The organism is Psychrobacter glacincola (assembly GCF_965118485.1).
GTDB lineage: Bacteria > Pseudomonadota > Gammaproteobacteria > Pseudomonadales > Moraxellaceae > Psychrobacter > Psychrobacter glacincola_D.
On record NZ_CBCPJH010000014.1, the window covers coordinates 35,961 to 58,035 of the forward strand.

Annotated in this window: 20 protein-coding genes; 11 read left to right on the forward strand and 9 right to left on the reverse strand. The window is 41.3% G+C overall.

Annotated elements, in window-relative coordinates; genetic code table 11:
* Nucleotides 1-4: 4 nt before the first annotated feature.
* From ACMHKH_RS07070 to ACMHKH_RS07085, 4 genes are all read right to left on the reverse strand, one after another.
* Entirely contained in the window at nucleotides 5-787 is a 783-nt protein-coding gene (locus tag ACMHKH_RS07070) for a CPBP family intramembrane glutamic endopeptidase (protein WP_413519973.1), read from the reverse strand.
* Between the two features lie 100 nt (nucleotides 788-887).
* Complete coding sequence (locus ACMHKH_RS07075) at nucleotides 888-1,778, reverse strand: alpha/beta fold hydrolase (protein ID WP_413519937.1); 891 nt, start codon at nucleotides 1,776-1,778, stop codon at nucleotides 888-890.
* Nucleotides 1,779-1,920: 142 nt separating this feature from the next.
* Nucleotides 1,921-2,976: a signal peptide peptidase SppA gene (gene sppA / locus ACMHKH_RS07080; protein ID WP_413519938.1), complete on the reverse strand. Its 1,056-nt coding sequence runs from the start codon at nucleotides 2,974-2,976 to the stop codon at nucleotides 1,921-1,923.
* 195 nt (nucleotides 2,977-3,171) lie between these two features.
* Nucleotides 3,172-6,156, reverse strand: coding sequence for a ComEC/Rec2 family competence protein (locus ACMHKH_RS07085; protein ID WP_413519939.1), 2,985 nt, complete (start codon nucleotides 6,154-6,156; stop codon nucleotides 3,172-3,174).
* A gap of 302 nt (nucleotides 6,157-6,458) precedes the next feature.
* Here ACMHKH_RS07085 and ACMHKH_RS07090 point away from each other — a divergent pair, with 302 nt between their 5' ends.
* Nucleotides 6,459-7,052: a DUF2062 domain-containing protein gene (locus tag ACMHKH_RS07090; protein ID WP_413519940.1), complete on the forward strand. Its 594-nt coding sequence runs from the start codon at nucleotides 6,459-6,461 to the stop codon at nucleotides 7,050-7,052.
* 15 nt (nucleotides 7,053-7,067) lie between these two features.
* On the opposite strand, the gene ACMHKH_RS07095 is transcribed toward ACMHKH_RS07090, so the two are convergent.
* From ACMHKH_RS07095 to ACMHKH_RS07105, 3 genes are all read right to left on the reverse strand, one after another.
* Complete coding sequence (locus ACMHKH_RS07095) at nucleotides 7,068-7,376, reverse strand: hypothetical protein (protein ID WP_413519941.1); 309 nt, start codon at nucleotides 7,374-7,376, stop codon at nucleotides 7,068-7,070.
* Nucleotides 7,377-7,441: 65 nt separating this feature from the next.
* Entirely contained in the window at nucleotides 7,442-8,122 is a 681-nt protein-coding gene (lolD, locus tag ACMHKH_RS07100; protein ID WP_413519942.1) for a lipoprotein-releasing ABC transporter ATP-binding protein LolD, read from the reverse strand.
* A 53-nt stretch (nucleotides 8,123-8,175) separates the two neighbouring features.
* Entirely contained in the window at nucleotides 8,176-9,411 is a 1,236-nt protein-coding gene (locus tag ACMHKH_RS07105) for a lipoprotein-releasing ABC transporter permease subunit (protein WP_413519943.1), read from the reverse strand.
* A 456-nt stretch (nucleotides 9,412-9,867) separates the two neighbouring features.
* Between ACMHKH_RS07105 and ACMHKH_RS07110 the strand changes: the two genes are divergently transcribed.
* Entirely contained in the window at nucleotides 9,868-10,839 is a 972-nt protein-coding gene (locus ACMHKH_RS07110) for a hypothetical protein (RefSeq protein WP_413519944.1), read from the forward strand.
* Between the two features lie 91 nt (nucleotides 10,840-10,930).
* On the opposite strand, the gene ACMHKH_RS07115 is transcribed toward ACMHKH_RS07110, so the two are convergent.
* The gene (locus ACMHKH_RS07115) at nucleotides 10,931-11,320 is read right to left on the reverse strand and encodes an SCP-2 sterol transfer family protein (RefSeq protein ID WP_413519945.1); all 390 of its coding nucleotides are present in this window, start codon (nucleotides 11,318-11,320) and stop codon (nucleotides 10,931-10,933) included.
* A 908-nt stretch (nucleotides 11,321-12,228) separates the two neighbouring features.
* Here ACMHKH_RS07115 and ccoN point away from each other — a divergent pair.
* The 6 genes from ccoN (at nucleotide 12,229) to ACMHKH_RS07145 (ending at nucleotide 18,306) form a co-directional block, all read left to right on the forward strand.
* Nucleotides 12,229-13,710, forward strand: coding sequence for a cytochrome-c oxidase, cbb3-type subunit I (gene ccoN / locus ACMHKH_RS07120; protein ID WP_413519946.1), 1,482 nt, complete (start codon nucleotides 12,229-12,231; stop codon nucleotides 13,708-13,710).
* 9 nt (nucleotides 13,711-13,719) lie between these two features.
* Complete coding sequence (gene ccoO / locus ACMHKH_RS07125; RefSeq protein WP_413519947.1) at nucleotides 13,720-14,358, forward strand: cytochrome-c oxidase, cbb3-type subunit II; 639 nt, start codon at nucleotides 13,720-13,722, stop codon at nucleotides 14,356-14,358.
* The gene (locus tag ACMHKH_RS07130) at nucleotides 14,358-14,540 is read left to right on the forward strand and encodes a cbb3-type cytochrome oxidase subunit 3 (RefSeq protein ID WP_201563678.1); all 183 of its coding nucleotides are present in this window, start codon (nucleotides 14,358-14,360) and stop codon (nucleotides 14,538-14,540) included. The genes ccoO and ACMHKH_RS07130 overlap by 1 nt, the downstream gene beginning before the upstream one ends.
* Nucleotides 14,537-15,676 carry a cytochrome-c oxidase, cbb3-type subunit III gene (gene ccoP / locus ACMHKH_RS07135; protein ID WP_413519948.1) on the forward strand — a complete coding sequence of 380 codons (1,140 nt, stop codon included), beginning with the start codon at nucleotides 14,537-14,539 and terminating at the stop codon, nucleotides 15,674-15,676. The genes ACMHKH_RS07130 and ccoP overlap by 4 nt, the downstream gene beginning before the upstream one ends.
* A 473-nt stretch (nucleotides 15,677-16,149) precedes the next feature.
* Entirely contained in the window at nucleotides 16,150-17,559 is a 1,410-nt protein-coding gene (ccoG, locus tag ACMHKH_RS07140) for a cytochrome c oxidase accessory protein CcoG (RefSeq protein WP_413519949.1), read from the forward strand.
* A 165-nt stretch (nucleotides 17,560-17,724) separates the two neighbouring features.
* Nucleotides 17,725-18,306, forward strand: a complete 582-nt coding sequence (locus ACMHKH_RS07145) for a FixH family protein (protein ID WP_413519950.1) — start codon at nucleotides 17,725-17,727, stop codon at nucleotides 18,304-18,306.
* 79 nt (nucleotides 18,307-18,385) lie between these two features.
* Here the strand turns inward: ACMHKH_RS07145 and ttcA are convergent, their stop codons facing one another.
* The gene (gene ttcA, locus ACMHKH_RS07150) at nucleotides 18,386-19,540 is read right to left on the reverse strand and encodes a tRNA 2-thiocytidine(32) synthetase TtcA (RefSeq protein ID WP_413519951.1); all 1,155 of its coding nucleotides are present in this window, start codon (nucleotides 19,538-19,540) and stop codon (nucleotides 18,386-18,388) included.
* Between the two features lie 395 nt (nucleotides 19,541-19,935).
* Here ttcA and queC point away from each other — a divergent pair, with 395 nt between their 5' ends.
* The 3 genes from queC (at nucleotide 19,936) to ACMHKH_RS07165 (ending at nucleotide 21,973) form a co-directional block, all read left to right on the forward strand.
* The gene (queC, locus tag ACMHKH_RS07155; protein WP_413519952.1) at nucleotides 19,936-20,715 is read left to right on the forward strand and encodes a 7-cyano-7-deazaguanine synthase QueC; all 780 of its coding nucleotides are present in this window, start codon (nucleotides 19,936-19,938) and stop codon (nucleotides 20,713-20,715) included.
* Between the two features lie 272 nt (nucleotides 20,716-20,987).
* Nucleotides 20,988-21,317, forward strand: coding sequence for a hypothetical protein (locus tag ACMHKH_RS07160; protein WP_413519953.1), 330 nt, complete (start codon nucleotides 20,988-20,990; stop codon nucleotides 21,315-21,317).
* A gap of 158 nt (nucleotides 21,318-21,475) precedes the next feature.
* Entirely contained in the window at nucleotides 21,476-21,973 is a 498-nt protein-coding gene (locus tag ACMHKH_RS07165; RefSeq protein WP_413519954.1) for a peroxiredoxin, read from the forward strand.
* Nucleotides 21,974-22,075: the final 102 nt, after the last annotated feature.

The following is a 22,075-nucleotide window of genomic DNA, read 5'->3' on the forward strand; positions in this document are numbered from 1 at the left end:
TTTTTTATGCTGCTTGCGCCAGATACTGCCACATAGCCGCGCCGTTATTTATAATATGTAATAGCATGGGTAATATCAGCGAGCCTGATTTGATCCGCGCATAGCAGAATATCAAAGCCAGTACCACAATCGTACTGATCTCATAAAGACCATACTGCAAATGAATAACCGCAAATATCAAACTGGTCACTAGGCTGGCTACGATCGCCCCACGATACTCTGTATCAGCTCGCGAAGTAAACTGCTCCGCAATCGCCGACCATAATAACCCCCGAAATATCAGCTCTTCATAAATGGGCGCGACGATAACCATTGCAAAAATCAGTAACCATACTGAGCTGACAGACTGATACAAAGGGTCTACAAATGACAGTGGCGTTTCATCAAGCATATAGGTCAACGCTTGACTGCCAATCATAAATATCAGCAGTAGCCCTATCATGCCCATACCAGTTGCCAATGAAAATGGTTTTAATGCCAAATACTGCGTGAAATTGCCGCCTCTCATGCGAACAATCAACGCACTGATTGCCATTAGTAACACACAACCTATCATGATAGAAATACTGACGACCGTCCCATCATTACTACCAAAAAAGAAGATATCGCCTACCGTTGCTCTTTTAGCAGTTGGTAATACCAGCTTGCCAGCGATATAAACACCGATGAGTTGACTGATAAAGAAAATAACTACCATACCTATGGTCAGTAGCAACGTGCCTAAGCGTGTAAATAAAGGCTGAGATATTGTAGCTAGGTTATTTTCAGCAGCGCTCTTATTTAGCATTTGCATTGACATAACAGATTCACTCAAAACGGCAATAAAGCATTGCTTAAAAAGACAGTCGGCTTAGCGTAAGGCAATTGCTTGCCGATAAAAATTTTAATTATTTGGTAGATGACTGTTTTTCAATCAATGCCAATACCTGCTGCGATACAGACTCTGGATGCTCAAGTGGGAACATATGACCACCTGCGTGAGTGACATAAGAGATATTTAGTCGTGATTTGATTTGCTGCGGGAATCGTCGTTTAAAAAAGATACTGTCCTCACCGATAATCAAAGTAACTGGCACTTTAGGAGCACGATTTGGGGTCAACCAATACCAAGAAGGATTAGTACGAAATACGGCAACTTCACTGGCTTTTGGAATAGCTAAGGTAACTTTGCCATCGGCGCGCTCATGTAGCCCATACTCAATATAGCCCTGAAAACTGCGCTCGGTAAAGTTCTTAAAGAAACCTTTATGGCGCAGCTTATCATAAGCATCTGCTCGGCTATCCCAAACGTCACGGCGATGCTTAGACACGCCAGCTGGTGACAGTTTATCCATTAAGCGATTATTCATCAGTGGCAGTCGGTCTGCCGTCTTGGCAAGATGCCATAGCAAACTAACTTTACCATAAATCCATGGTGGATCCATTAATACTGCTTGCGAGAAATACTTGGGTGTGCGGTACAATGCTTGTAGCGTACACATGGCACCAAGCGAATGTCCAACAGCAACAACTTGAGTGACTCCATGCTTCTCACAGGCATCTTTGACACTATCGATAATCTGCTGCGTCAGGCTACGCCAATGGTCATCCACTGGATAATCAGGGGTACTGCCCAGCATCGAGATATATTCGATAGTGAAAAATTCAGTCAATTTTTCAAAAAAAGACTCATAAACAGGACTTGGCATCCCATTAGCATGAGCAAAGTGGATAACGGGTTTTCCTGTTATTTTTGATATTGGTAATGATTCAAAAGATTGCAAATTAACTTCACTCATGACACATTCTCATCAATTTATATAAGTAGTTTATTATTCATAATGATATTAAATATTATATAGCGACGCACAAATAAGGCTGAGCGCAATCATACGCTCAGCCTCAATAATCATACACGGTAAATCCAAAAATTAAAGCCTATTAACGCATCTGCGCATTGCCTTCTTCTTGTGGCAAGATATCAAGATTGATACTTGAACCTACGCCTGCGCCTAACTTAACCGCAAAGCGATCCATAAACAATTGGAACGGATCATTTGGTGTATAGTTGACCACATTTTTCAGTTTAAGCTCTTTCTCTAAGCTTGAGATACTGCCCTTTTTATCTGCTAAGCCAAGCTCGATAGATTGCTCACCTGTCCAAAACAGCCCTGAAAACAGCTTGTTCTGTTCAGGATTTTTCAAGCGATTGCCACGACCTTCTTTTACTGCATTGATAAAGTGCTTGTGCGTATTCGACAGTACCTTTTCAACATGCTGTTCTTCATAGTCGGTTAACGGACGTGACAAACTCAAGATATCTTTATACTCACCCGCTGTAATAGTACGATCTTTAACGCCAACTTTATCCATCAGTCCTTCGATATTGTAGCTTGGCATAATCACCCCAATCGAACCAACTAGGCTTGATGGATTGACATAAATCTCATCCGCAGCTGATGCAATATAATAGGCACCGGAAGCACCCATATCGCCAATCACTGCATAGAGCTTTTTATCAGGATATTGCTTACGTAAATCCATCATGGTTTGCCAAATTTCATCCGACTGTACTGGCGAGCCGCCCGGTGAATTGATATCTAGCGCCACCGCTTTTGAATTACTATTTTTAAAGGCTCGCGTTAGCGCATCATTAACGTCATAGGCATTGGCAGCATCGCCGCTACTAATAGTGCCCTGAATCTCAACCACCGCCAAATGCGGCTTACTAGTATCGATGCCTTCAAGAGCGGTCGGCGTTTTGCTGCTACAACCACGACCAATCGTCAAAAATATCAGTAAAATATAACCAAAGGTCAATAACTTAAAGAAAATACTCCAGCGACGGGCACGGCGTTGCTCAACAACACTCGCTAATAAGGTATTTTCAATAAGGCGCCATTCTTGCCCGCTAGGCTGGTTTGATTGCTGTAGCGGCGCTGGCTGATTATCAGAAGTATCAGGACGTTTGTTAGGGTCTGGCGGCCAGTTGGGCATATAACTTCCTAAGTCGAAAACAATGTAGAACAATAGAAGACAGATAATAAACTTAATGTAAAAGCAATCGATATACCGACTGTTTAAGTTTTCTGTATGGATAGGTTATCAAGTATGGTGGCATTTCAGCTACGGTTCAATAGTGTCTCTGTGAAATAGTTAGATTTTATCAACATGATGTTATAAGTATATCGCTTATTGAGCATTATCTTTGCTCAATATATCAGCAGATAAAGCCGCTTCCAAAGGTTTATTATCATAGGTCATTGTCTCATCAATTTTTTGCTGGCTGATAATCTCACTTGATATATTTGATGTACTGTGACCAAGCCAAGTGGTTTGATTTAAGGCTATATCCGCTGATTCATTTACGCATAGTAGCGCCCACAGTTTCCAAAGGCGCTGATGCGTATCTGCATTTACGATTAGGCGCGATTGAAGATTAGCTTGTGTCGTTAATTTTTGGTCATTTATCTTTTTAGTTTCCACAGTCGTAGATAATGATTTAGCAGGTAAAGAGTTGAGAGGATCGTTTGCCTGATAATTTATAACTTGTATAGGTTTGCTACTATCAATAGCGACGGTACAGTTCCAAACACTGGCATCCTCAATATTGCTCCAGCCAGTCATTGCTCGCAAGGTTAAATCGCCATTCGGCAGCTGCCATATCTTACCAGATTCGCAACTTTGGGCGCTGATAGTTGCAGTCTTTTGTGCTGCGTCCATCTTTATTTTATAAGCTTGCTGCAGCGCAGACCAACGCTCACTACGCCCTGCTTGCCAGTACTGACTCACTGGCAGACGCTGACTAAGCTGAGCAACTACCATAGGTAAAAGCTCTGAAGTATTAGGGTTCAATGCGCCACTTGTTTTGTCATAAATTTTTATATCAGTCACGCCACTACTACTGCTTTGTACGATGACGCCTTCTAATTTACTCACTGCCAAACTGCCCAATTGCTGCTCTAATGTGGCAGAAAACTTATCTACTGTCAGGTTGCTGGGCATGGTTTTACTATCACTCGGTCTATGATCTGCTAAAAACAACCAACTAACAGCTTTAGTATTTTTTTCATTATTAACAGGATAGTGCAATAATGCCGCACTGATATAAGAATCACCTGTCGGCAATATATACAGGCTTGGCGTCGTTGTGAGCGACTGCTGATTGGCATATACCGTCATGACTAAAAGACTGAACGGTGGTAATACTAACCAGCGGCTGATAAGACCACGTGGTAGCAGCCAAGGCAACATTACTAATAATGCCATAAGCAAAATAGCAGCATTGACGGAAGTATACAGCCAAGCATCTGATAGCGCTGGCATCGCCGTTAGCCATGTTATCAGTTCATGCAAATTATTGACAATTACAATAACAAATGCCCAAATAATATCTGCGGCAGATGGCGATATAAGATAGCAAAGCCCTGCCAGTAAATTGAGCGGTACAATAATCCAGCCAAATAAGCCGATGGCAAAGAGATTGATGATTAAGCCCCACATTGATGCTTTGCCAAATAACAATAAAGTCACAGGTAGTAGTGCGAAAAACAACCAACACTGTAATTTGAATAAGCGCTTAAAGCTGTACCATAGACGTTTGAGTAATTTATGATAGGAAGTAGATGACTGGTTTGATTCTAATGGCTGCTTTTCTGAGCCGTCCTCATATTTAAGCAATAATGCCACAGCGATAAATGACAACCAATACCCCGCTTGCCACAGAACATAAGGGTCATACCATGCCATCAGTATTGCCAAAGCAAATAATACGCGCATGGCGCTGATAGGCAATAACGTCAGCCTCGCTAGACCGATTGCCAATAACATCCATGCAGTACGAGCAGCCGGTACATCAAATCCTGTGAATAACGCATAGATAAAGGCAGCACAAACCATCACCCACCAACGTACATGCCAGCGTGGTATGTGTCGATATAATGTGGGATAAAACCGATTGAGTAACAATACAACCATGCCAGCCAGCACAATCGCTAAAAATAAAACATGCGTTCCCGATATCGCTAGTAAATGCAAGATACCTGCTAATTGATATAAATCCTTGGTCTCCCGACTAATTAAGCTGCGATCACCGGTTAGCAAACTTAACGTGACCGCTTTTGCTTGCTGCTTTGTAGCAGTATTCGCTGCCCAATCTTGATAGAAATGCTCACGCAGCTGCCAACGACCTTGATCGATAGTAGTACGCAAACGCGTTAGATAAGAATCATTAGAGCCTGCTTGTGGCACTTGGTAATTGGCTGGCAACACCGAGCTACTAGTAGCAAGTATATTGGCAACGCCATCGATATGCCGACCACGTAACCAACGATAACTGTCAAACCCTGATGGATTGTTCAGTGCTTGTTCGGACGTTACAAGTGGCGCAATTGTCAGCGTCATAAACAGTGTATCGCCCGGCTGTAGATGATTTAAATCGGTTATTTGATTTTGCTTAGCGTCTTTTTTGGGTTTTCTTTTAGTGCTCTTGTCAGACGATGATTTAGAGAGCTGTTTAGCAGACTTTTTTGGATAGGCATTGAGGAGTACGCGATACTCATTAGCTTGAATATTCTTTTTATCTTGGCTATTTTCGTTTGAGATTTTTTGGCTTAAAAACTGATATTCTATATCGTTATTGCTTAGGCTATTATTTAGCTTTATTCCATACTCTGCTACGACTTTATCTAAGTCTTGCTTGGTCATATTAGAGACCAAGGGCAATATTTGACTGATAATTGCTACTTGCCGATATCCTGTATCGGGCGCGGCAGCATAGACGCTATCACTGATACCTTCGATACGAACCAATGCTTGTACACGTATAGGTTCAGTGATTTTTGTCGCTTCTGCTTGTTGATGACTCACTAGCGCTTGTATACCACTGCCAACAATCAACGCAATCGCCAATAGAACGGTTACTATAAAATAGATAATCCGAGAAGCAAACGTAGCATGATGCGAGAAGTTTTTAGCAGGATGGATAGTATTGGCTGATGGGATGTACAACTGGCTGAGGACTATCAAGACAAGAGTAAGAAGCAAAAGCGTAAAGGTGAGAATAGATGTGCTGGCATTTTCCAACAATAGCGAATCTATTGGCAGCGGCAACTTATCAGCAACGGCCAAAACACCCATCATAGCAATGACAATAAAGCTACCTATGACCCAATACACCGGTGCTCCTTGCTTAAGATGTTAAACATATATAAAGCTCAATGAAAAAATGCGCGACGTCGTTTTTTATACTTTTCTTAACGCGTTAACCATAGCTGCTTTAACCGTAAAGCTGCCCTATCAACCAATGGCATTTATCTGGATATTACCCTATACTGATTAGAAACACTAGAATGGTGATTATCTAACGTTCTTTTTGCGTTTTTCTGCTAGTATTCTTATCGATAGCATTCTTATCTATATTTTTATCAATAACATGACTGCATACCAGCCCATCCATATGATTGAGCGGGCCGTAGACAATGAGTAAAGGCGATTCTGTGCCAAAAAAACGTCTGAAAGACCTACTACCTACCCCCGAAAAAGTGTTAGAAAGTCGCACCTTAAAACTGTTTGCGCCGCAGCTTGCTGACCCGCGTTTATGGCATTTTAATCGCCATAGCTTAAATAAAGCCGTTTATATTGGAGTGCTTAGTGCATTTTTTCCATTGCCGGGACAGATGCTCTTAGCATTGATTGGCGCGCTTATTTTTCGTGCCAACGTGCCAATGGCGCTTGGCTTGACGTGGATTACCAACCCACTCACCACCCTGCCAGTATTTTATGCAGGTTACTATATCGGTGCCAAAATCCTTGATGTACCGATGATTAGCTTGCGCACGATTGGTAGAATGATCTCAGACCTCAGTTTATGGATTATATCTGACGGTGCCAATCCGTTTATTACTTTTAAAGGTACGGTTTCTTTAGCAGCATTCTGTCTGGGTTTGACTATTTTAGCCATTATCACCAGTGTCGTCTGCGGCTTAGCATTTAAAGTCATTTGGCGCTATAAGACGGTAACCAGTTGGCAAAAACGACAGAGCGGCTCTTCAAATAAGTCGCCCAAACTTTAAATCCTAATAAGCTTTTTAGTCGTCATCTTTATGATTGTCGATAGCTTCCAAAACATTGTCAGTCAGCTTATCATCCATCACAAAAACTTCCACGACCTCTTCGTTTTTAAGCAATACATAACGCTTACCTGTCGCACTATCCTGAGCTTTTAAATCAAAATCAACACCCGCTAAAGTGATTTGGTCAAACACAGGCGTAAGCAAATCTATCTGCGCTTGTTTATCAAGCGTATCAAATAACGCGATATCCATATACGGTTTTAATGGCTCATCGCCCTCTTCAATACTGCCAAAAGCAGCTATCGGATCGTCATCTTCACTCATCGTATTTGTCCTTATTCAATTTTAATCATCAGGAAACTATTCTGCCGTCTTTATCTTTTGATATTTTAATAATTTTCCCAATGACCATTACGTAATAATAGCTGACGATCAGCAAGCGCCGCCAAACTGCGATCATGAGTGACCATCAACAATGCCGTTTTCATGGTACTTTGCAGCTCTGATAATAGTCCGAATACGCTTTGGGCATTGTCATAGTCTAAGTTGCCCGTTGGCTCATCTGCCAAGATAAGTGAAGGCTTAGTGACCAAAGCACGCGCAATCGCCACGCGCTGACGTTCACCACCTGACAGCTCACCCGGTCTATGCGCCAAACGATGCTCAAGACCAACACTGTTTAAAATATCAATGGCTTGTTGACGCGCTTCGGTCGTTGATACTTTTGGGCGCATCAATAGCGGCATCGCGACGTTTTCAACGGCAGTAAATTCAGCGAGTAAATGATGGAATTGATAAATAAATCCCAAGTGTTTATTACGCATCGCACCGCGTTCAGTCTCGTTCATACTATTTAGCAGCTGACCATGTAGCCAAACCTCACCGCTGGTTGGGGTATCAAGTCCACCTAGCAGATGTAGCAAGGTACTTTTTCCTGAGCCACTGGTACCAACGATAGCAATACGTTCACCAGCATGAACAGTCAAATCTAAACCCGTCAATACTTGGGTACTGACCGCCCCTTCATCGTATATTTTATTAATATTCGTCGCTTTTAAAATCGCAGACATCATACTTCCTTTATTTTATTTATAGTGATATTTAATTCACGCACGCCTACAGGTTACTCATAACGCAGCGTTTGTGCTGGCTGGATTTTAGCCGCTCGGCGCGCAGGATAAATGGTCGCCAAAAAGCTCAATATAAATGACGCACTGGTAATCAATACCACATCAGTCAAACGCAGCTGCGATGGCAGATAATTGACAAAATAAGCGTCAAATAAATTTAGCCCAAAGCTTTGATTGATAAAGCCCAAAATATCACTGACCGTTAATGCGAATATCACACCCAGAATCGTACCAGCAATAGTACCGATAAAACCGATCACTATACCTTGTACCATAAAGACTTGGGTAATCAGGCGCGGGGATGCACCAAAGGTTTTTAAGATAGCGATGTCTGCTTTTTTATCCGTCACGAGCATCACCAAACTTGAAACAATATTAAAAGCGGCGACAAGGATAATTAAGAACAGCAGCAAGCCGACCATCGCTTTTTCCATTTGAATCGCCCCAAATAGATTGCCATGCGTTTGGGTCCAATCGCTAGGATATAACTGCTCTGGCGCTATCGCTGCCGCTTTTTGCGCGGCAATCGGCGCAGTAAAGATATCGTTAAGTTTCATACGAATACCTTGCGCGCCATCTGGCAAGCGTAGTAATTTTCCCGCATCGCCCATCGGAATAAATGCCATGAGGCTATCAACTTCTGGACTAATGGTAAAAATACCGGTCAAGGTAAAACGCTTAAAGCGCGGTATCACGCCTGCAGGCGATGGCGACGCTTCTGGCAGCACTAGAGTAACTTTGTCACCCAGTTGCAGCCCTAACGATTGCGCCATGCCTTCACCAAGCACAATACTAAATTCGCCATTTTTTAACGTATCAATATCACCTTCAACCATATGATCATTGATGATAGAGACATTTTTCTCATATTCAGGGTCAACGCCTGTAACCATGATGCCGGCTACCTGACCATTTGAGGTCAACATACCTTGCAGCTGAATAAATGGCGCAACCGCAGCAACTTCTGGGTCTTGCTTAATTTTCTCAGCGATTTGTTTCCAATCACCGATAATTTCGGTTGAGGTGACGGTCGCTTGCGGCACCATACCCAAAATCCGCGTTTTTAGCTCACGATCGAAGCCATTCATGACCGATAGCACAGTAATCAATACCGCCACGCCAAGCGTCAGACCAATCATCGATATCAATGATATAAAGGAGATAAAACCATTACTACGCTCTGCTCGGGTGTAGCGTAAGCCGATAAATAACGCTAAAGGACGAAACATATTCAAACTCTTTATCTTATCTACGTGCGACTGTATGTAGGTTATAAAAAATAGCGGCAACTGCATCACACTTTTACAGCTACTACGTAAATATATTTATTAAATACAAATAAATAAAAAATAGGGTATTAGACCAGCCAAATACAGCTGTCAAAAAGGAGCTAGTTTGACACAATTTGGCGGATATGTGCCAGCCATTCGCGCGAACTGCCCAGATTTTATAATAAAAATTGGGGTTTTATGATTATTTTTGATAACAGCCTTGCTATTGTCTGTATCTATACCTATATATTGTAGGCTAAGGACAATTGTCATTAACCCCTCATTGTTGTTTGTTGCCTCTTTACTGACGACATTGCTGACTATCATAAATCACTGTTTCAACAGGATAAATGATACTCATCAATCACAGTTTCAGACCCAAACCTCATGGCTGACTTAAGTTTGAGTATCTTCATGACTATTAATTATCAATATAAAAATATCCAATCTCCCACTAAAATCACCTTAACGGATGACCAATCAGCGGGGCATGCTGACCACTGGCGTATTCTGACCGATGACATGAGTCATGATGTACCTGAATGGTTACAGAAGATGATTGAGCAAGCAGCCATGCCAAAAGGTCTCAATAGTAATGTCAACTCTGCAAAAGACAGCTGCTTACTCTTATCTGAAGACCAACCATGCCATATCAATCAGGTACTAGCGATGAAAGATGGCAAGCCTGAATGCTTCATCAACGCTTACCCTTGTGTCGATAGCCCATACGGGTTGAGCTGCAAAATCGAACGTATGATTGTCAATGAAAAATCACATGATGCGGTATTACGCTTACGCACTACTGATGGCAGTATCATCTACGCTTTTGACCAGCTATATACGGCCAATCGTCATTTATATCAGCGCGACAATGCTTATTTCGTCAATTTTAGCGGCTGGGCACATGAGATTAAGCTCAGTGAGCAAAATGAAGTTATCAAGGTAGAAGACCAAGAAGCCATACGCTATCACCGTGCTTTTAATGATATCGTTGCCGCCAATGATGGGAAAATGCCAGACGACTTACAAGAACAAATCAAAGCATGGCAGCCAGAAACTAAAGAGCAAATGGCGCCGGTAGAGATTAATCTGGGTCATATGTGTGCGTACTTGTTCGGCGATACCTTAGGGCAAGAAGATGAAGCGTGGTGCCAAGGTCAGGTACTTGGCAAGCAAGAAACGTCATTTAACGGTAAGACAATTATCTTATTTGATGTGGTGGTACTGCGTGAGCAAGATGCTGCTCCCTTTGTCATACGCATTGGGGCGCTTAAAACGGCTGAAACAGCAGCGATTAAGGTACATGATTATATACAAGCGAATATTTGGCTACAAGCTGCCATTTATAAAGAGAATCAGCAAGCAGCACAATCAAAAGCCAGTTAAATAGCATTTTTTTATTATCTGCTAATAGAAAGCCCCTAATTTATATTAGGGGCTTTCTATTGCTATAAATACGATTAGAGCGATAAAAACCTTATGCCATCGTCGTCATAGATTTAATACTTTTATACAGCTCTTTTTGCTCAGTACTTGGACGAGCTGTTTGTACTGCCATCAATTGCGACATATCCCCTTCGACACGAATCTTGCCACCCATAAAGGCACCCATGATTTCATTGGTATCAAAATCTGTAATGATAGATTGCAAGATGCCGCGATCTAATAATAGAGTTGTTGTCGCATCGCTGCTCAGACCACGATGTAACAAACCATCAGCAAAGTTGGCTTCGATATCTTTGTCACTATCAGAAACCTTTAAATTTACAATCATATTAGCCAATGCAGGCGGTAGGTTTAGCTCACCGGCTTCTTGACCCATTTGCTCTACTTGCTCAAACCACTCATCTGTTAAAAAAACGGCCATATTATTATCCTTAATAGCTATTGTTGTTGATTAACTGTTGTTAATAAATAGAAGGCTAGCGTCTTTGACACCCTAACCCAATGCCTATTTAAACGATAAAAGCGCTTTTATTGTTGATAGCACATGAACTATCAAGTTATCACTATCTCGCATAACACACACTTTATTGATTGTGTTGCTCAGGTGCATTATAAGATGCGACTTTGCAATAAGTAAAACCTATTTGTAGGGCGAGTAATACAATTGTTACAAAACCTTGGTCATCCGTTGTTTTTGCAAACTACTGAACACTATCTTTTTTCACCCCTAGAATAGTCTTGAGATTGGGTATAAAATAGATGAATAATGCAGTAAGAATAAGTTACTTGCTAAGATTTTTACCAAAGAGTTTGTATTTTGGCGCATAGTTCTGATGATATTTCATTAGCTTTGCGTTACAATACCCTTAAACAGAGTCGGGAGTTTTAACTAAACATTACGTAAATATGTTTTTTTGTCAGCCATCGCTAGCATACATTGATAGTCGATACATTTTATCGGCGATTGAATATCAGTATTTATCTTAGTTTGTAGTGCTTTTAGCAGTGACAATTAAGATAAATACTCAGCCTCAATAGATGTTTGATGCTCAAGGACGACACATTTTCTTATTAAACCTGACAATGTATTAACAATCCTACTATCAACCAACTGTGCGCGCAGTGTGTTTTAGTACTGCCTTCTACCCATCAGTCATCACTGATATCTAGACCACATTAAACCTGATAGTTAATAACGTCAGCCTGATAAGCGAAGTGAAAAACAGCATTTACCAACGCTATTGTCCGACCGTGATAGTTATCATGATTCAGATAGTAAAGCATCTTAGTTAATTCTGTTGATAAATCGGGCTGTAAAGGAATCATCCAATGAGTTTACAAAACACAGCACTCGCCCCCATTGACCGTGAGTACGAAATTACTGTCGTAAGATTCTTTACGATTATGGCCGTGGTATGGGGCATCGTCGGCATGAGTATTGGTGTGTTCATTGCTTCTCAATTAGCATGGCCAGCACTCAACTTTGACATTCCATGGCTGACGTTTAGTCGTTTAAGACCACTGCATACCAATGCGGTTATCTTTGCGTTCGGTGGCTCAGCCCTGTTCGCAACGTCTTACTACATCGTTCAGCGTACCTGTAAGACAAGATTATTTGCGCCTTACTTAGCTTGGTTTACCTTTTGGGGTTGGCAAGCAGTTATCGTATCAGCCGTTATCACTCTACCTTTAGGTCTGACATCGACTAAAGAGTATGCTGAGCTTGAGTGGCCAATCGATATCTTGATTGCTTTGGTATGGATTTCTTATGCCATCGTTTTCTTTGGTACACTTATTAAGCGTAAAACCTCGCATATTTATGTGGCTAACTGGTTTTTTGCAGCCTTCATCATTACGATTGCCCTACTACACATCGTAAATAGCATGGCGATCCCTGTTAGTGCGTTTAAATCTTATTCATTATTTGGCGGTGCAACCGATGCGATGGTGCAGTGGTGGTACGGACATAATGCGGTAGGTTTTTACTTAACGGCTGCTTTCTTAGGAATGATGTATTACTTCGTTCCAGTACAGATTGGTCGTCCTATTTACTCTTATCGCTTGTCTATCGTTCATTTTTGGGCATTGATTGCTTCATATATGTGGGCTGGTGGTCACCATTTGCATTATTCAGCGCTTCCAGATTGGACGCAGTCATTGGCAATGGTATTCTCAATCATCCTGTTTGCACCCTCTTGGGGTGGTATGATTAATGGTGTTTTAACACTATCAGGCAGTTGGGATAAATTACGTACCGATCCGATCATTCGCTTTATGATTGTGGCATTGTCGTTCTACGCTATGTCAACATTCGAAGGCCCAATGATGTCTATTAAGACTGTGAACGCCTTATCGCATAACACAGACTGGACAGTCGGTCACGTACACTCAGGTGCGCTTGGTTGGGTGGGTATGATTACCATCGGTTCGTTATATGTACTGTTACCTCGTATCTATAACAAGCCAAAAATGTACTCTATAAGCCTTATCACGACGCATTTCTGGTTAGCAACGGCGGGTACTATTTTCTATATCGTATCAATGTGGATCTCAGGTATTGGTCAGGGCATGATGTGGTTAGCCACTAACCCTGATGGTACTTTGGTATACAGCTTCGTTGATACCGTTGAGTTCTCCCATTTCCCATATATTGGTCGTGCGTTTGGTGGTTTACTCTACGTATCAGGTATGTTTGTGATGGCATATAACGTTTATAAAACGCTTAAAATGCCAGAAGGCAAGCCTGTAAGTATTGCAGATCCGACTGATCATGAACCTAGTGTCGATCAAATCTCGACAGCTAAAGTATAAGGAACGATCATGGCTGGTACACCGCATGAAATCATTGAAAAAAATACAGGCTTGTTGGTCATCGGTATCGTTATTGCTATTAGCTTTGCCACGCTAGTTGAAATCGTACCACTGATATATGACAACAAGGGTCCTGAAGAAGGTGGGGTTAACGCTCCCCTTCCCGCTATGGAGCCGTGGACTGCGCTTGAGTTTGAAGGTCGTGATATTTACATCCGTGAAGGTTGTCACGTCTGCCATACGCAAATGGTTCGTCCACTACGTGCTGAAGTTGAACGTTATGGACCCTATTCACGTGCTGCTGAATCAACGTGGGATCATCCATTCTTATGGGGATCTAAGCGTACAGGTCCAGATTTAGCACGTGTTGGCGGTCGTTATTCTGAAGACTGGCAAAAACAGCATCTGATTGCGCCGCGTTCATTGGTGCCTGAGTCAGTGATGCCTGGTTTCCCTTGGCTTGCGACTAACGAAGTCAATGGTGAAAATGTACAAACCAAAATGCGTCTATTCCGTGATCGCTTCGGTGTGCCTTACACTGAAGAAGATATCGAAGGCGCTCCAGATGCTGTGCTTGGTGCCACTGAGCTTGATGCCTTAGTTGCCTACCTACAGCAGTTAGGTACCGCAATGGAAGGACAGCGCTAATGGGTATTGGTGAATTACAAACAATTGCGACCGTTTCTGCCTTTATTGCCTTCGTAGGCGTTGCATGGTGGGCGTATTCGCCAAAAAACAAAAAACGCTTCGAAGAAGATGCACAACTTGCGCTTGATGACGAGGATATAAAATCTCTGTCTGACGAGCAGCGCGATAAGGATAAACGATGACATTTTTTTGGAGTTCTTGGATTACCATCTTGAGTTTTGGGTGTTGGCTTTTCATCCTTGGTGTTTTACTGATGGTATTAAAATTTAAGCCAGAAGTAGAAGAAGACGGTACGACAGGTCATGAATATGACGGTATCCGAGAGTACGATAAGCCTTTACCAAAATGGTGGCTGGTGATATTTTTTGGTTCAATCGTTTGGGGCGTAGCCTATTGGGTATTTTTCCCTGCAATGTTTCCAAAATCATGGGAAGGTATTACGACTGTAGAAGTCGATGGCGAAACGGTGCCATGGACGTCTCACAACGAGCTGAATAGTGAACTTGAGAGTAACAACAAAGTATTTACGGATAACTTTGAGCAAAATATCTTAGCAAAAGCAGATGCTAGTGGTGCCACTAAAACCTTGGCTAGTCTATCTGAGATGCAAGCAACACTGCGTCGTAGCGAGACGCCACCAGCAGATTTGCAAACTAAGATTGATGAAGCAACAGCAGAACTTGCTCCTTATGTTGAGAAGCTTGCTGAAAACCCAAATGCTTTAAAGGTTGGCAGCCGTTTATTCTTACAGAACTGCTCGGTGTGCCATGGCTCTAACGCTAAAGGCGCAACCGGCTATCCTAACCTGACTGATAACGATTGGATATACGGTGGTGAAGCCACTAATATCTTAACCACGCTACATAAAGGCCGCGTTGGCGGTATGCCAGCTTGGCGCGATCAAATCGGTGAAGATGGTGTACGTGCAGCATCAGAATACGTATTATCGTTATCTGAGAATAACGGTAGTAAGAGCAATGGTGAGCTAGATAAGACATTAGTGACCCAAGGCGCAGCTATCTTTAGTCAGCAATGTGCGTTATGTCATGGTAAAGATGCTAAAGGTATGATTTCTGCTGGTGCACCGAACTTAACGGATAATATCTGGTTATATGGCGGCGACCGCGAAACTGTCCGTAACACTTTACGTTATGGCCGTGCTGGCGTAATGCCTCAGTGGGAAACTAAGCTAGGTAACGAGCGTATTATGTTACTTGCAGCTTATGTATACTCATTGTCAGACAGAGCAGCTAAACCTGTTCAAGCTTCTACTGCCACTACTCCTAAAGCAAAAGTTGTAGAGACAGTTAGTAATTAACAGTGCTTTGTTAGGTTGCTAAGTTATAAGACTGCGATATTAAAAAAAAGGAGAACTGTCATTGCAGTTCTCCTTTTTTATTTAAATAACTCTATTCAAGAATACCGAGTCAATCTTTTTAAATAAGAGCTTCGCTATTTTTTATTAATAGATAATTTTGACCATTATTTTTTTCTGATAAATAAGACGGCACAGTAGATAAAATATAGTCTATCTATCGCTATTTATATTCGTATAATGATTGTTTTTTCAGATTATCTCCCCATTTATACTATGGGGAATGCTAAAATAGTCACTATTGTAATTCGTTATATATAATCGCTCATTTGGTAGTTGGAATCGTATTTATATTTGCAGTACAAACCCACTACTTACTGACATTGATAACACCGCACGTCTACCCACCTTATTTTTACAACAGGTGATTGTTACTCATGCCAGCAGACTGATTCTTTTCTTAAAGAGGCAAGTTTATGTCAGCACCACAACCCAATCGAATTCCTGTTATTGAAGTCGATCTCAACGCTACTAAAAAACGTATTCATCCTAGATTTGTCACCGGATTTTATCAAAATATCCGTGTTATCAGTATGTATGCATTTTTGGCATTATTTCTGATTTTACCGTGGATACGCTATCACGGTAGGCAAGCAATATGGTTTGATGTGCCGTCACAGCATTATTATATTTTTGGTATCACCTTTTTAACGCAAGATTTTTATTTTATTGCAGCGTTTGCACTTATTGCTGCCTTTACCTTATTTATGGTGACGGTATATGCTGGGCGTGTGTGGTGCGGTTATGCCTGCCCGCAAACCATTTGGACACATATGTTCCAATATGTTGAAAAACTGGTGATTGGCGACCGTAATAAACGCATTAAATTTGATAAAGAACCAATGAGTGCTACTAAAGCGTTTAAACGCTTTTTGATTTATTTCATTTGGTTTGTATTTTCAATGATTACTGCCACAACCTTTGTCAGTTATGTATCGGGGACAGAGGCGCTGTACGGTAGTTGGCAAATGATTGGATTTATTCCTTTCCCTGATTGGCCAACGTGGATATGGGTTTCAATATTTATTTTTGCCTTTTCTACTTATGTGAATGCCGGCTATATGCGTGAGCAGATGTGTATTCAAATCTGTCCTTATGGTCGCTTTCAAAGTGTTATGTTTGATAAAGATACTCTTGTTGTCTCTTACGATTATGAGCGTGGCGAGCCGCGTGGCGCGCGTAAAAAAGGCACCAATCCTGAAGACTTAGGTGATTGTATTGAATGCCTAATGTGTGTGCAGGTCTGCCCTACTGGGATTGATATTCGTGACGGTTTGCAAGTCGCTTGTATCCAGTGTGCCGCTTGTGTTGACGCTTGTAATGAGATTATGGACAAAGTCGGTTATCCACGTGGGCTTATTCGTTATACCACAGAGCGTCAATTGGTAGAAAAAGAGAATACTCGAGTATTCAGTCCGCGCCTATTTGCTTACTTAGCATTGCTTGCTATATTGTGCGGCGGTGTTATATATGCCTTGACAGATCGTGTGCCATTAGAGATTGATATTCGCCGTGATCGTAACCAATTATCTTCAACCAATGCTGAGGGTATGATTGAAAACAGTTATGTGGTTAAGCTGACTAATAAAACTCAAGATCCACACACTTATACCATAACGTTAGCGCCGCAAGAAGGCATGAGCTTAGAGTTACGCTTTAACGATGTACCACTAGAGCCAGGTGAAAGCTTTGATATGTCAGTGAGCATCTATGGTGACCCTGATATTATTGAACAAGGTCAAACGCCAGTGACTTTGAATGTAGAAAGTGAAGATGGTAAATACAAAGTGAGTAAGCAAAATGTTTTTACCACTCAAGGTCAATAATGGCTTAGCCCATTAAATAAACGGTTTTATCTGCCAGTTAACTGTCACTTGATAGCGCTAATGTATAGTTAACTGGTCTTTTATTTATATTATTTTGACAGCATAAGTTGTCAGCTTTATCCGTCGATACGGTTACTAGATATCTGATTAATTAATAGGTATGTTATGTCCAGTTCAGCCCCAAATTTTAAGCACCAAGACAGCCAGCCATGGTACAAAAACTACATGGTGGTTATCTTTGTTATAGGTATGCCAGCCTTTGTGGTCATCGCTTGCCTCTGGTTCGTTTATTACTCTTACCAGATTCGTGATAGCGTGGTACGTGACGACTGGTATATGGATGGTAAGACGCTATACCACGATGTTGGACGTGATAAGCTGACCTATGATTTAGACTTGCACGGTAAAATGCAGTTTTCAGATGATGGTGATGTTACTTTTTATCTGAATTATCCAGAGCAGAGTGTGCAAACGGGAAAGCTGCTTAATGGCGAGACGTTAACTTATCCTGATACATTGGACTTATCTATCTCGCATGCGACCGACATAAAGAAAGATCGTGATGTGGTACTAAAACATCAAGAGGGTAATAAATACAGCGCGCATGTAGATATTGACCCACTAAAAGCGAAGTATTATTTACAAGTTAGTAATGATGGCAAAGATGATTGGCGTATGCAAGATGTTGCTAAACTGCCGCGCTCAGAAGTTAGTTTTAATCCACTACCGGTATTTGATGAAAGTTAGTTTTGCAAAGTAGTATTAAATAAAAAACCAGCCATGAAACTATCATGTGCTGGTTTTTTACTTATAGAGAATAACTAGATTAAAGAACGGGATTAATCGTTGGAATTTTTTGCGAGGTACGGCTACCTTTTTCTACCTCAGCAAAGTTTGGATTAAATATCTGGGTTGCAGGCATGACTGGCAAACCAATCTCAGCCAAACTCTCAACTTGCCCTGCTTGGATATTATCTCCTTCAAACAAACGCTCGTTATCATCGCGATCAAGAGTTAATGCTTCAAAGTCAAATAGCTCTCTGTCTGCCAATTGCGACGGCGCCACGTTTTGTATTGCTTTAAAAATAGATGCCAAGCGCTGAGGATGAGTATCGTCCCATTCACGTAGCATGTCATTAATGATGGCACGTTGCAGATTGGTTTGGCTGCCACATAGATTACATGGAATAATCGGGAATTCTTTTAGTTGCGCATATTCAATAATGTCTTTTTCTTCCACATAAGCCAGCGGACGGATGAGCATATTTTGCTTGTCGTCACTGAGTAATTTAGGCGGCATAGACTTTAGCGCACCACCATGGAATAAGTTCAAAAAGAAAGTTGCTAACATATCGTCGCGATGATGACCTAGCGCAATCTTGGTCGCGCCGATTTGTTTGGCGAAACCATACAGTGAGCCGCGACGCAGACGTGAACACGCTGAACAATAGGTCTTGCCTTCTGGCACCACGCTTTTTACAATACTGTAAGTATCTTTTTCTAGAATGTAGTGCGCAATGCCCTGCTCGTTTAGATAAGCTGGCAACACCTCTTCAGGGTAACCGGGCTGTTTTTGGTCAAGATTAACGGCAACAATATCAAAATGAATCGGCGCAATGCGTTTCAATAGCAGCAATATATCGAGTAACGTATAGCTGTCTTTTCCGCCCGATACGCAGACCATCACCACATCGCCATCTTCGATCATATTAAAATCACGAATTGCCCATGATACTTGGCGGCGCAGCTTTTTTTGTAATTTGCGAAATTCGGCAGTCTCAGTCATTGCTTGAGTATCCGCTAAGCTATTATCCGTTTGTTCATCCATAAAATCAGCACTGCTGTCTTTAAAATCATCGCTGTCGTCATATAACATAGCATCGATAGCCGCTTGTTCTGCTTGATGATTGACGTCAACATCCCTAGAGTTAACACCAAGCTCAGGCGTAATTTGTGGGGTAAGCAAGGTTGCTACGGTCATAAGTTACTCAATATCTTGATAAGAATGGCTTTACTTTACAATTAGGAATCAATCGATCTGTTAAAAGGGCCGACATAAACGCTATCCGTATATTATTTACCATGATAGTTCGTGGGGCAATACTTAAAACAGTGATTTAGAACAGCGGCGATTATAACAAAATTTGCTAACAGATTGAAAAGATGACATTAAATTATTACCTTAAATGCAATCACTTATCTAAAGGCTTATTTGGTATGCACGAATGCTGATGGTTTATTAGCTATTTTCTTAACTTACCCTTATTAATTGCACAGTTATTAATCGCCTAGTTTTTAATGCTATCTTCAAGGTTTTGTAATGCTGCTATTTTTGCTAAAATGGACGTTTTTCGTTAACTAATAATAGATACCATTATGACAAATACTGCTCTGCCAACCACTTATGCTGATCAAGAAAACAATACCCAGTTAAACGAGCTACATAAAAGCCAAAATGCAGTCGTATTACTGTCAGGTGGGCTTGATTCAGTGACTTGTTTATATTGGGCAAAAGCGCGTTATGCGTCAGTGACCGCTGTTAGTTTTGATTATGGTCAACGTCATAATAGTGAGCTTGTCGCTGCCAAAGCCATTGCCGAAACTGCGGGCGTCAAGCACAGAATTATTGATATCGATATCGCCCAGCTTGGCGGCTCATCATTGACCGATCATAGTATGATTGTACCCGATGGCGACACTGACAAATTCCCTGATAAAAAACATGATGAGATTGATAACGACGCTATTCCAAATACCTATGTACCAGCGCGCAACACTATTTTCTTATCTTATGCCTTGGCAGTCGCTGAAGTGACTGATTCCAACCATATCATCATTGGTGTTAGCTCAGTTGATTATTCAGGTTATCCTGATTGCCGCCCTGAATATATCGCTGCTTTTCAGCATATGGCAAACCTTGCCACTAAAGCGGGCGTTACCGGTCATCATTTATCGATTCAAACCCCGCTACAGCAGCTATCAAAAGCCAAAACCATCGAGCTTGGTCTGTCTCTTGGCGTCGATTATGGGCAAACGATTTCTTGTTATCAAGCGGATGCTAATGGGCTTGCTTGCGGCGTTTGCGACAGTTGCGCATTGCGTCGTCAAGGCTTTGCTCAGGCAGGCGTTGCTGATCCTACTCATTATCAGTCGTAATGATAGAGATTACTACCTTAGAGTATGGATAGATTGTCTTAAAATAAAAGTGATTAAACATTGGCGCAACATTTGCTTGCATTAACACAGCACGCTGGCGTTGTATTTTAAATGCAATAATTGCTATGGTATGGACAATTCTATCTACAACAAGATATGAATGCTCACCAAAGCAGCAACGTTTTATTAGAAGTAATATTTTATTATTTGTACAACATTTAAATCGTTTATAAAACAGTAAAGTTATCGCTGCTACCTGTAAGAGGATATTTATGAAGTTTTTGCCAGTATTACCCCTAGCCCTCGCTGCACTATTTGCTATGCCACAAGCAAATGCCGTTGATATCAAACAAGATAATATCAATACTTGCGTCAGTGGCGCGGTTAAATACAAAGTCGCTGACAAGAGCACCGCAACCAAGCTTTGTAATTGCACCATTGGTGTCCGTAGCAATATGACTATTGGTCAGACGTGGGAAATTGAGAGCTATGCGCAAAGTAAAAAAGACCCATCAAGCCTCCCATATGTGAAAAAACTGCAAAAAGACTTGCAGCAATGCACCGTTGGTTTGGACTTAAAGCAGCCACAGAAACCTGCTTAATTTTTAAATCCTTAGATATATAAAAGACTGGCAATAGCCAGTCTTTTTTGTTGCTCATCCATAAGTGATATGTAAAACCAAGGATTTATTTCTACGAATCTGCTTATAATAGGGCGACTAATAATATAACGGTAATTATAATAAATAAGGATTTTATAATGGCAAAACTAACTACAGAAACGATTACTCTACCTGATTTTCCAGTGACTATCGTGCGCGAGCTAGACGGTCATTTTATTCATGATGACATTAGCCTAAAAGAGATCATCGCTAATACTAGCAAAGGTCTTATCCTTTATTTCTATCCAAAAGACAATACCCCTGGCTGCACCACTCAAGCGACAGAATTTACTGCCCATCTGAATGAATTTGATGATTTAGGCTATGACATCATCGGCGTATCTCGTGATAGCGTAGCGTCACATGAAAGCTTTATTAGCAAACACAGTCTCAATATCCCGCTTATCAGTGATAGCGATGAAAAACTGTGTCAATATTTTGATGTGATTAAAGAAAAAAATATGTATGGCAATATTACTCTAGGTCTTGTGCGTTCAGCGTTTGTCTTTGATAAGAGTGGTACGCTCACTCATGCGCAGCGTAATCTTAAAGCAAAGGATTACACCGAACGTTTATTAACCACGCTTGCGCCTTAATTTTTTCCTAAACTCTGCGATGAACGGATAAAACCAACATTATAGTAGATAGACTTAAAAAAATACCGTGTTTCTGGGATAGAAATTTCGAAACCTCTAGAA

Bases quoted from the DNA above. Each gene is read 5' to 3' on its own strand.
- lolD (WP_413519942.1), bottom strand. From the start codon at position 8,122: ATGTCTGCGATTTTAAAAGCGACGAATATTAATAAAATATACGATGAA.
- ttcA (WP_413519951.1), bottom strand. From the start codon at position 19,540: ATGACCGTAGCAACCTTGCTTACCCCACAAATTACGCCTGAGCTTGGT.
- ACMHKH_RS07165 (WP_413519954.1), top strand. From the start codon at position 21,476: ATGGCAAAACTAACTACAGAAACGATTACTCTACCTGATTTTCCAGTG.
- queC (WP_413519952.1), top strand. From the start codon at position 19,936: ATGACAAATACTGCTCTGCCAACCACTTATGCTGATCAAGAAAACAAT.
- ccoN (WP_413519946.1), top strand. From the start codon at position 12,229: ATGAGTTTACAAAACACAGCACTCGCCCCCATTGACCGTGAGTACGAA.
- ACMHKH_RS07145 (WP_413519950.1), top strand. From the start codon at position 17,725: ATGTCCAGTTCAGCCCCAAATTTTAAGCACCAAGACAGCCAGCCATGG.
- sppA (WP_413519938.1), bottom strand. From the start codon at position 2,976: ATGCCCAACTGGCCGCCAGACCCTAACAAACGTCCTGATACTTCTGAT.
- ccoG (WP_413519949.1), top strand. From the start codon at position 16,150: ATGTCAGCACCACAACCCAATCGAATTCCTGTTATTGAAGTCGATCTC.
- ccoO (WP_413519947.1), top strand. From the start codon at position 13,720: ATGGCTGGTACACCGCATGAAATCATTGAAAAAAATACAGGCTTGTTG.
- ACMHKH_RS07090 (WP_413519940.1), top strand. From the start codon at position 6,459: ATGAGTAAAGGCGATTCTGTGCCAAAAAAACGTCTGAAAGACCTACTA.
- ACMHKH_RS07075 (WP_413519937.1), bottom strand. From the start codon at position 1,778: ATGAGTGAAGTTAATTTGCAATCTTTTGAATCATTACCAATATCAAAA.
- ccoP (WP_413519948.1), top strand. From the start codon at position 14,537: ATGACATTTTTTTGGAGTTCTTGGATTACCATCTTGAGTTTTGGGTGT.
- ACMHKH_RS07070 (WP_413519973.1), bottom strand. From the start codon at position 787: ATGCTAAATAAGAGCGCTGCTGAAAATAACCTAGCTACAATATCTCAG.
- ACMHKH_RS07105 (WP_413519943.1), bottom strand. From the start codon at position 9,411: ATGTTTCGTCCTTTAGCGTTATTTATCGGCTTACGCTACACCCGAGCA.
- ACMHKH_RS07110 (WP_413519944.1), top strand. From the start codon at position 9,868: ATGACTATTAATTATCAATATAAAAATATCCAATCTCCCACTAAAATC.
- ACMHKH_RS07160 (WP_413519953.1), top strand. From the start codon at position 20,988: ATGAAGTTTTTGCCAGTATTACCCCTAGCCCTCGCTGCACTATTTGCT.
- ACMHKH_RS07095 (WP_413519941.1), bottom strand. From the start codon at position 7,376: ATGAGTGAAGATGACGATCCGATAGCTGCTTTTGGCAGTATTGAAGAG.
- ACMHKH_RS07115 (WP_413519945.1), bottom strand. From the start codon at position 11,320: ATGGCCGTTTTTTTAACAGATGAGTGGTTTGAGCAAGTAGAGCAAATG.
- ACMHKH_RS07130 (WP_201563678.1), top strand. From the start codon at position 14,358: ATGGGTATTGGTGAATTACAAACAATTGCGACCGTTTCTGCCTTTATT.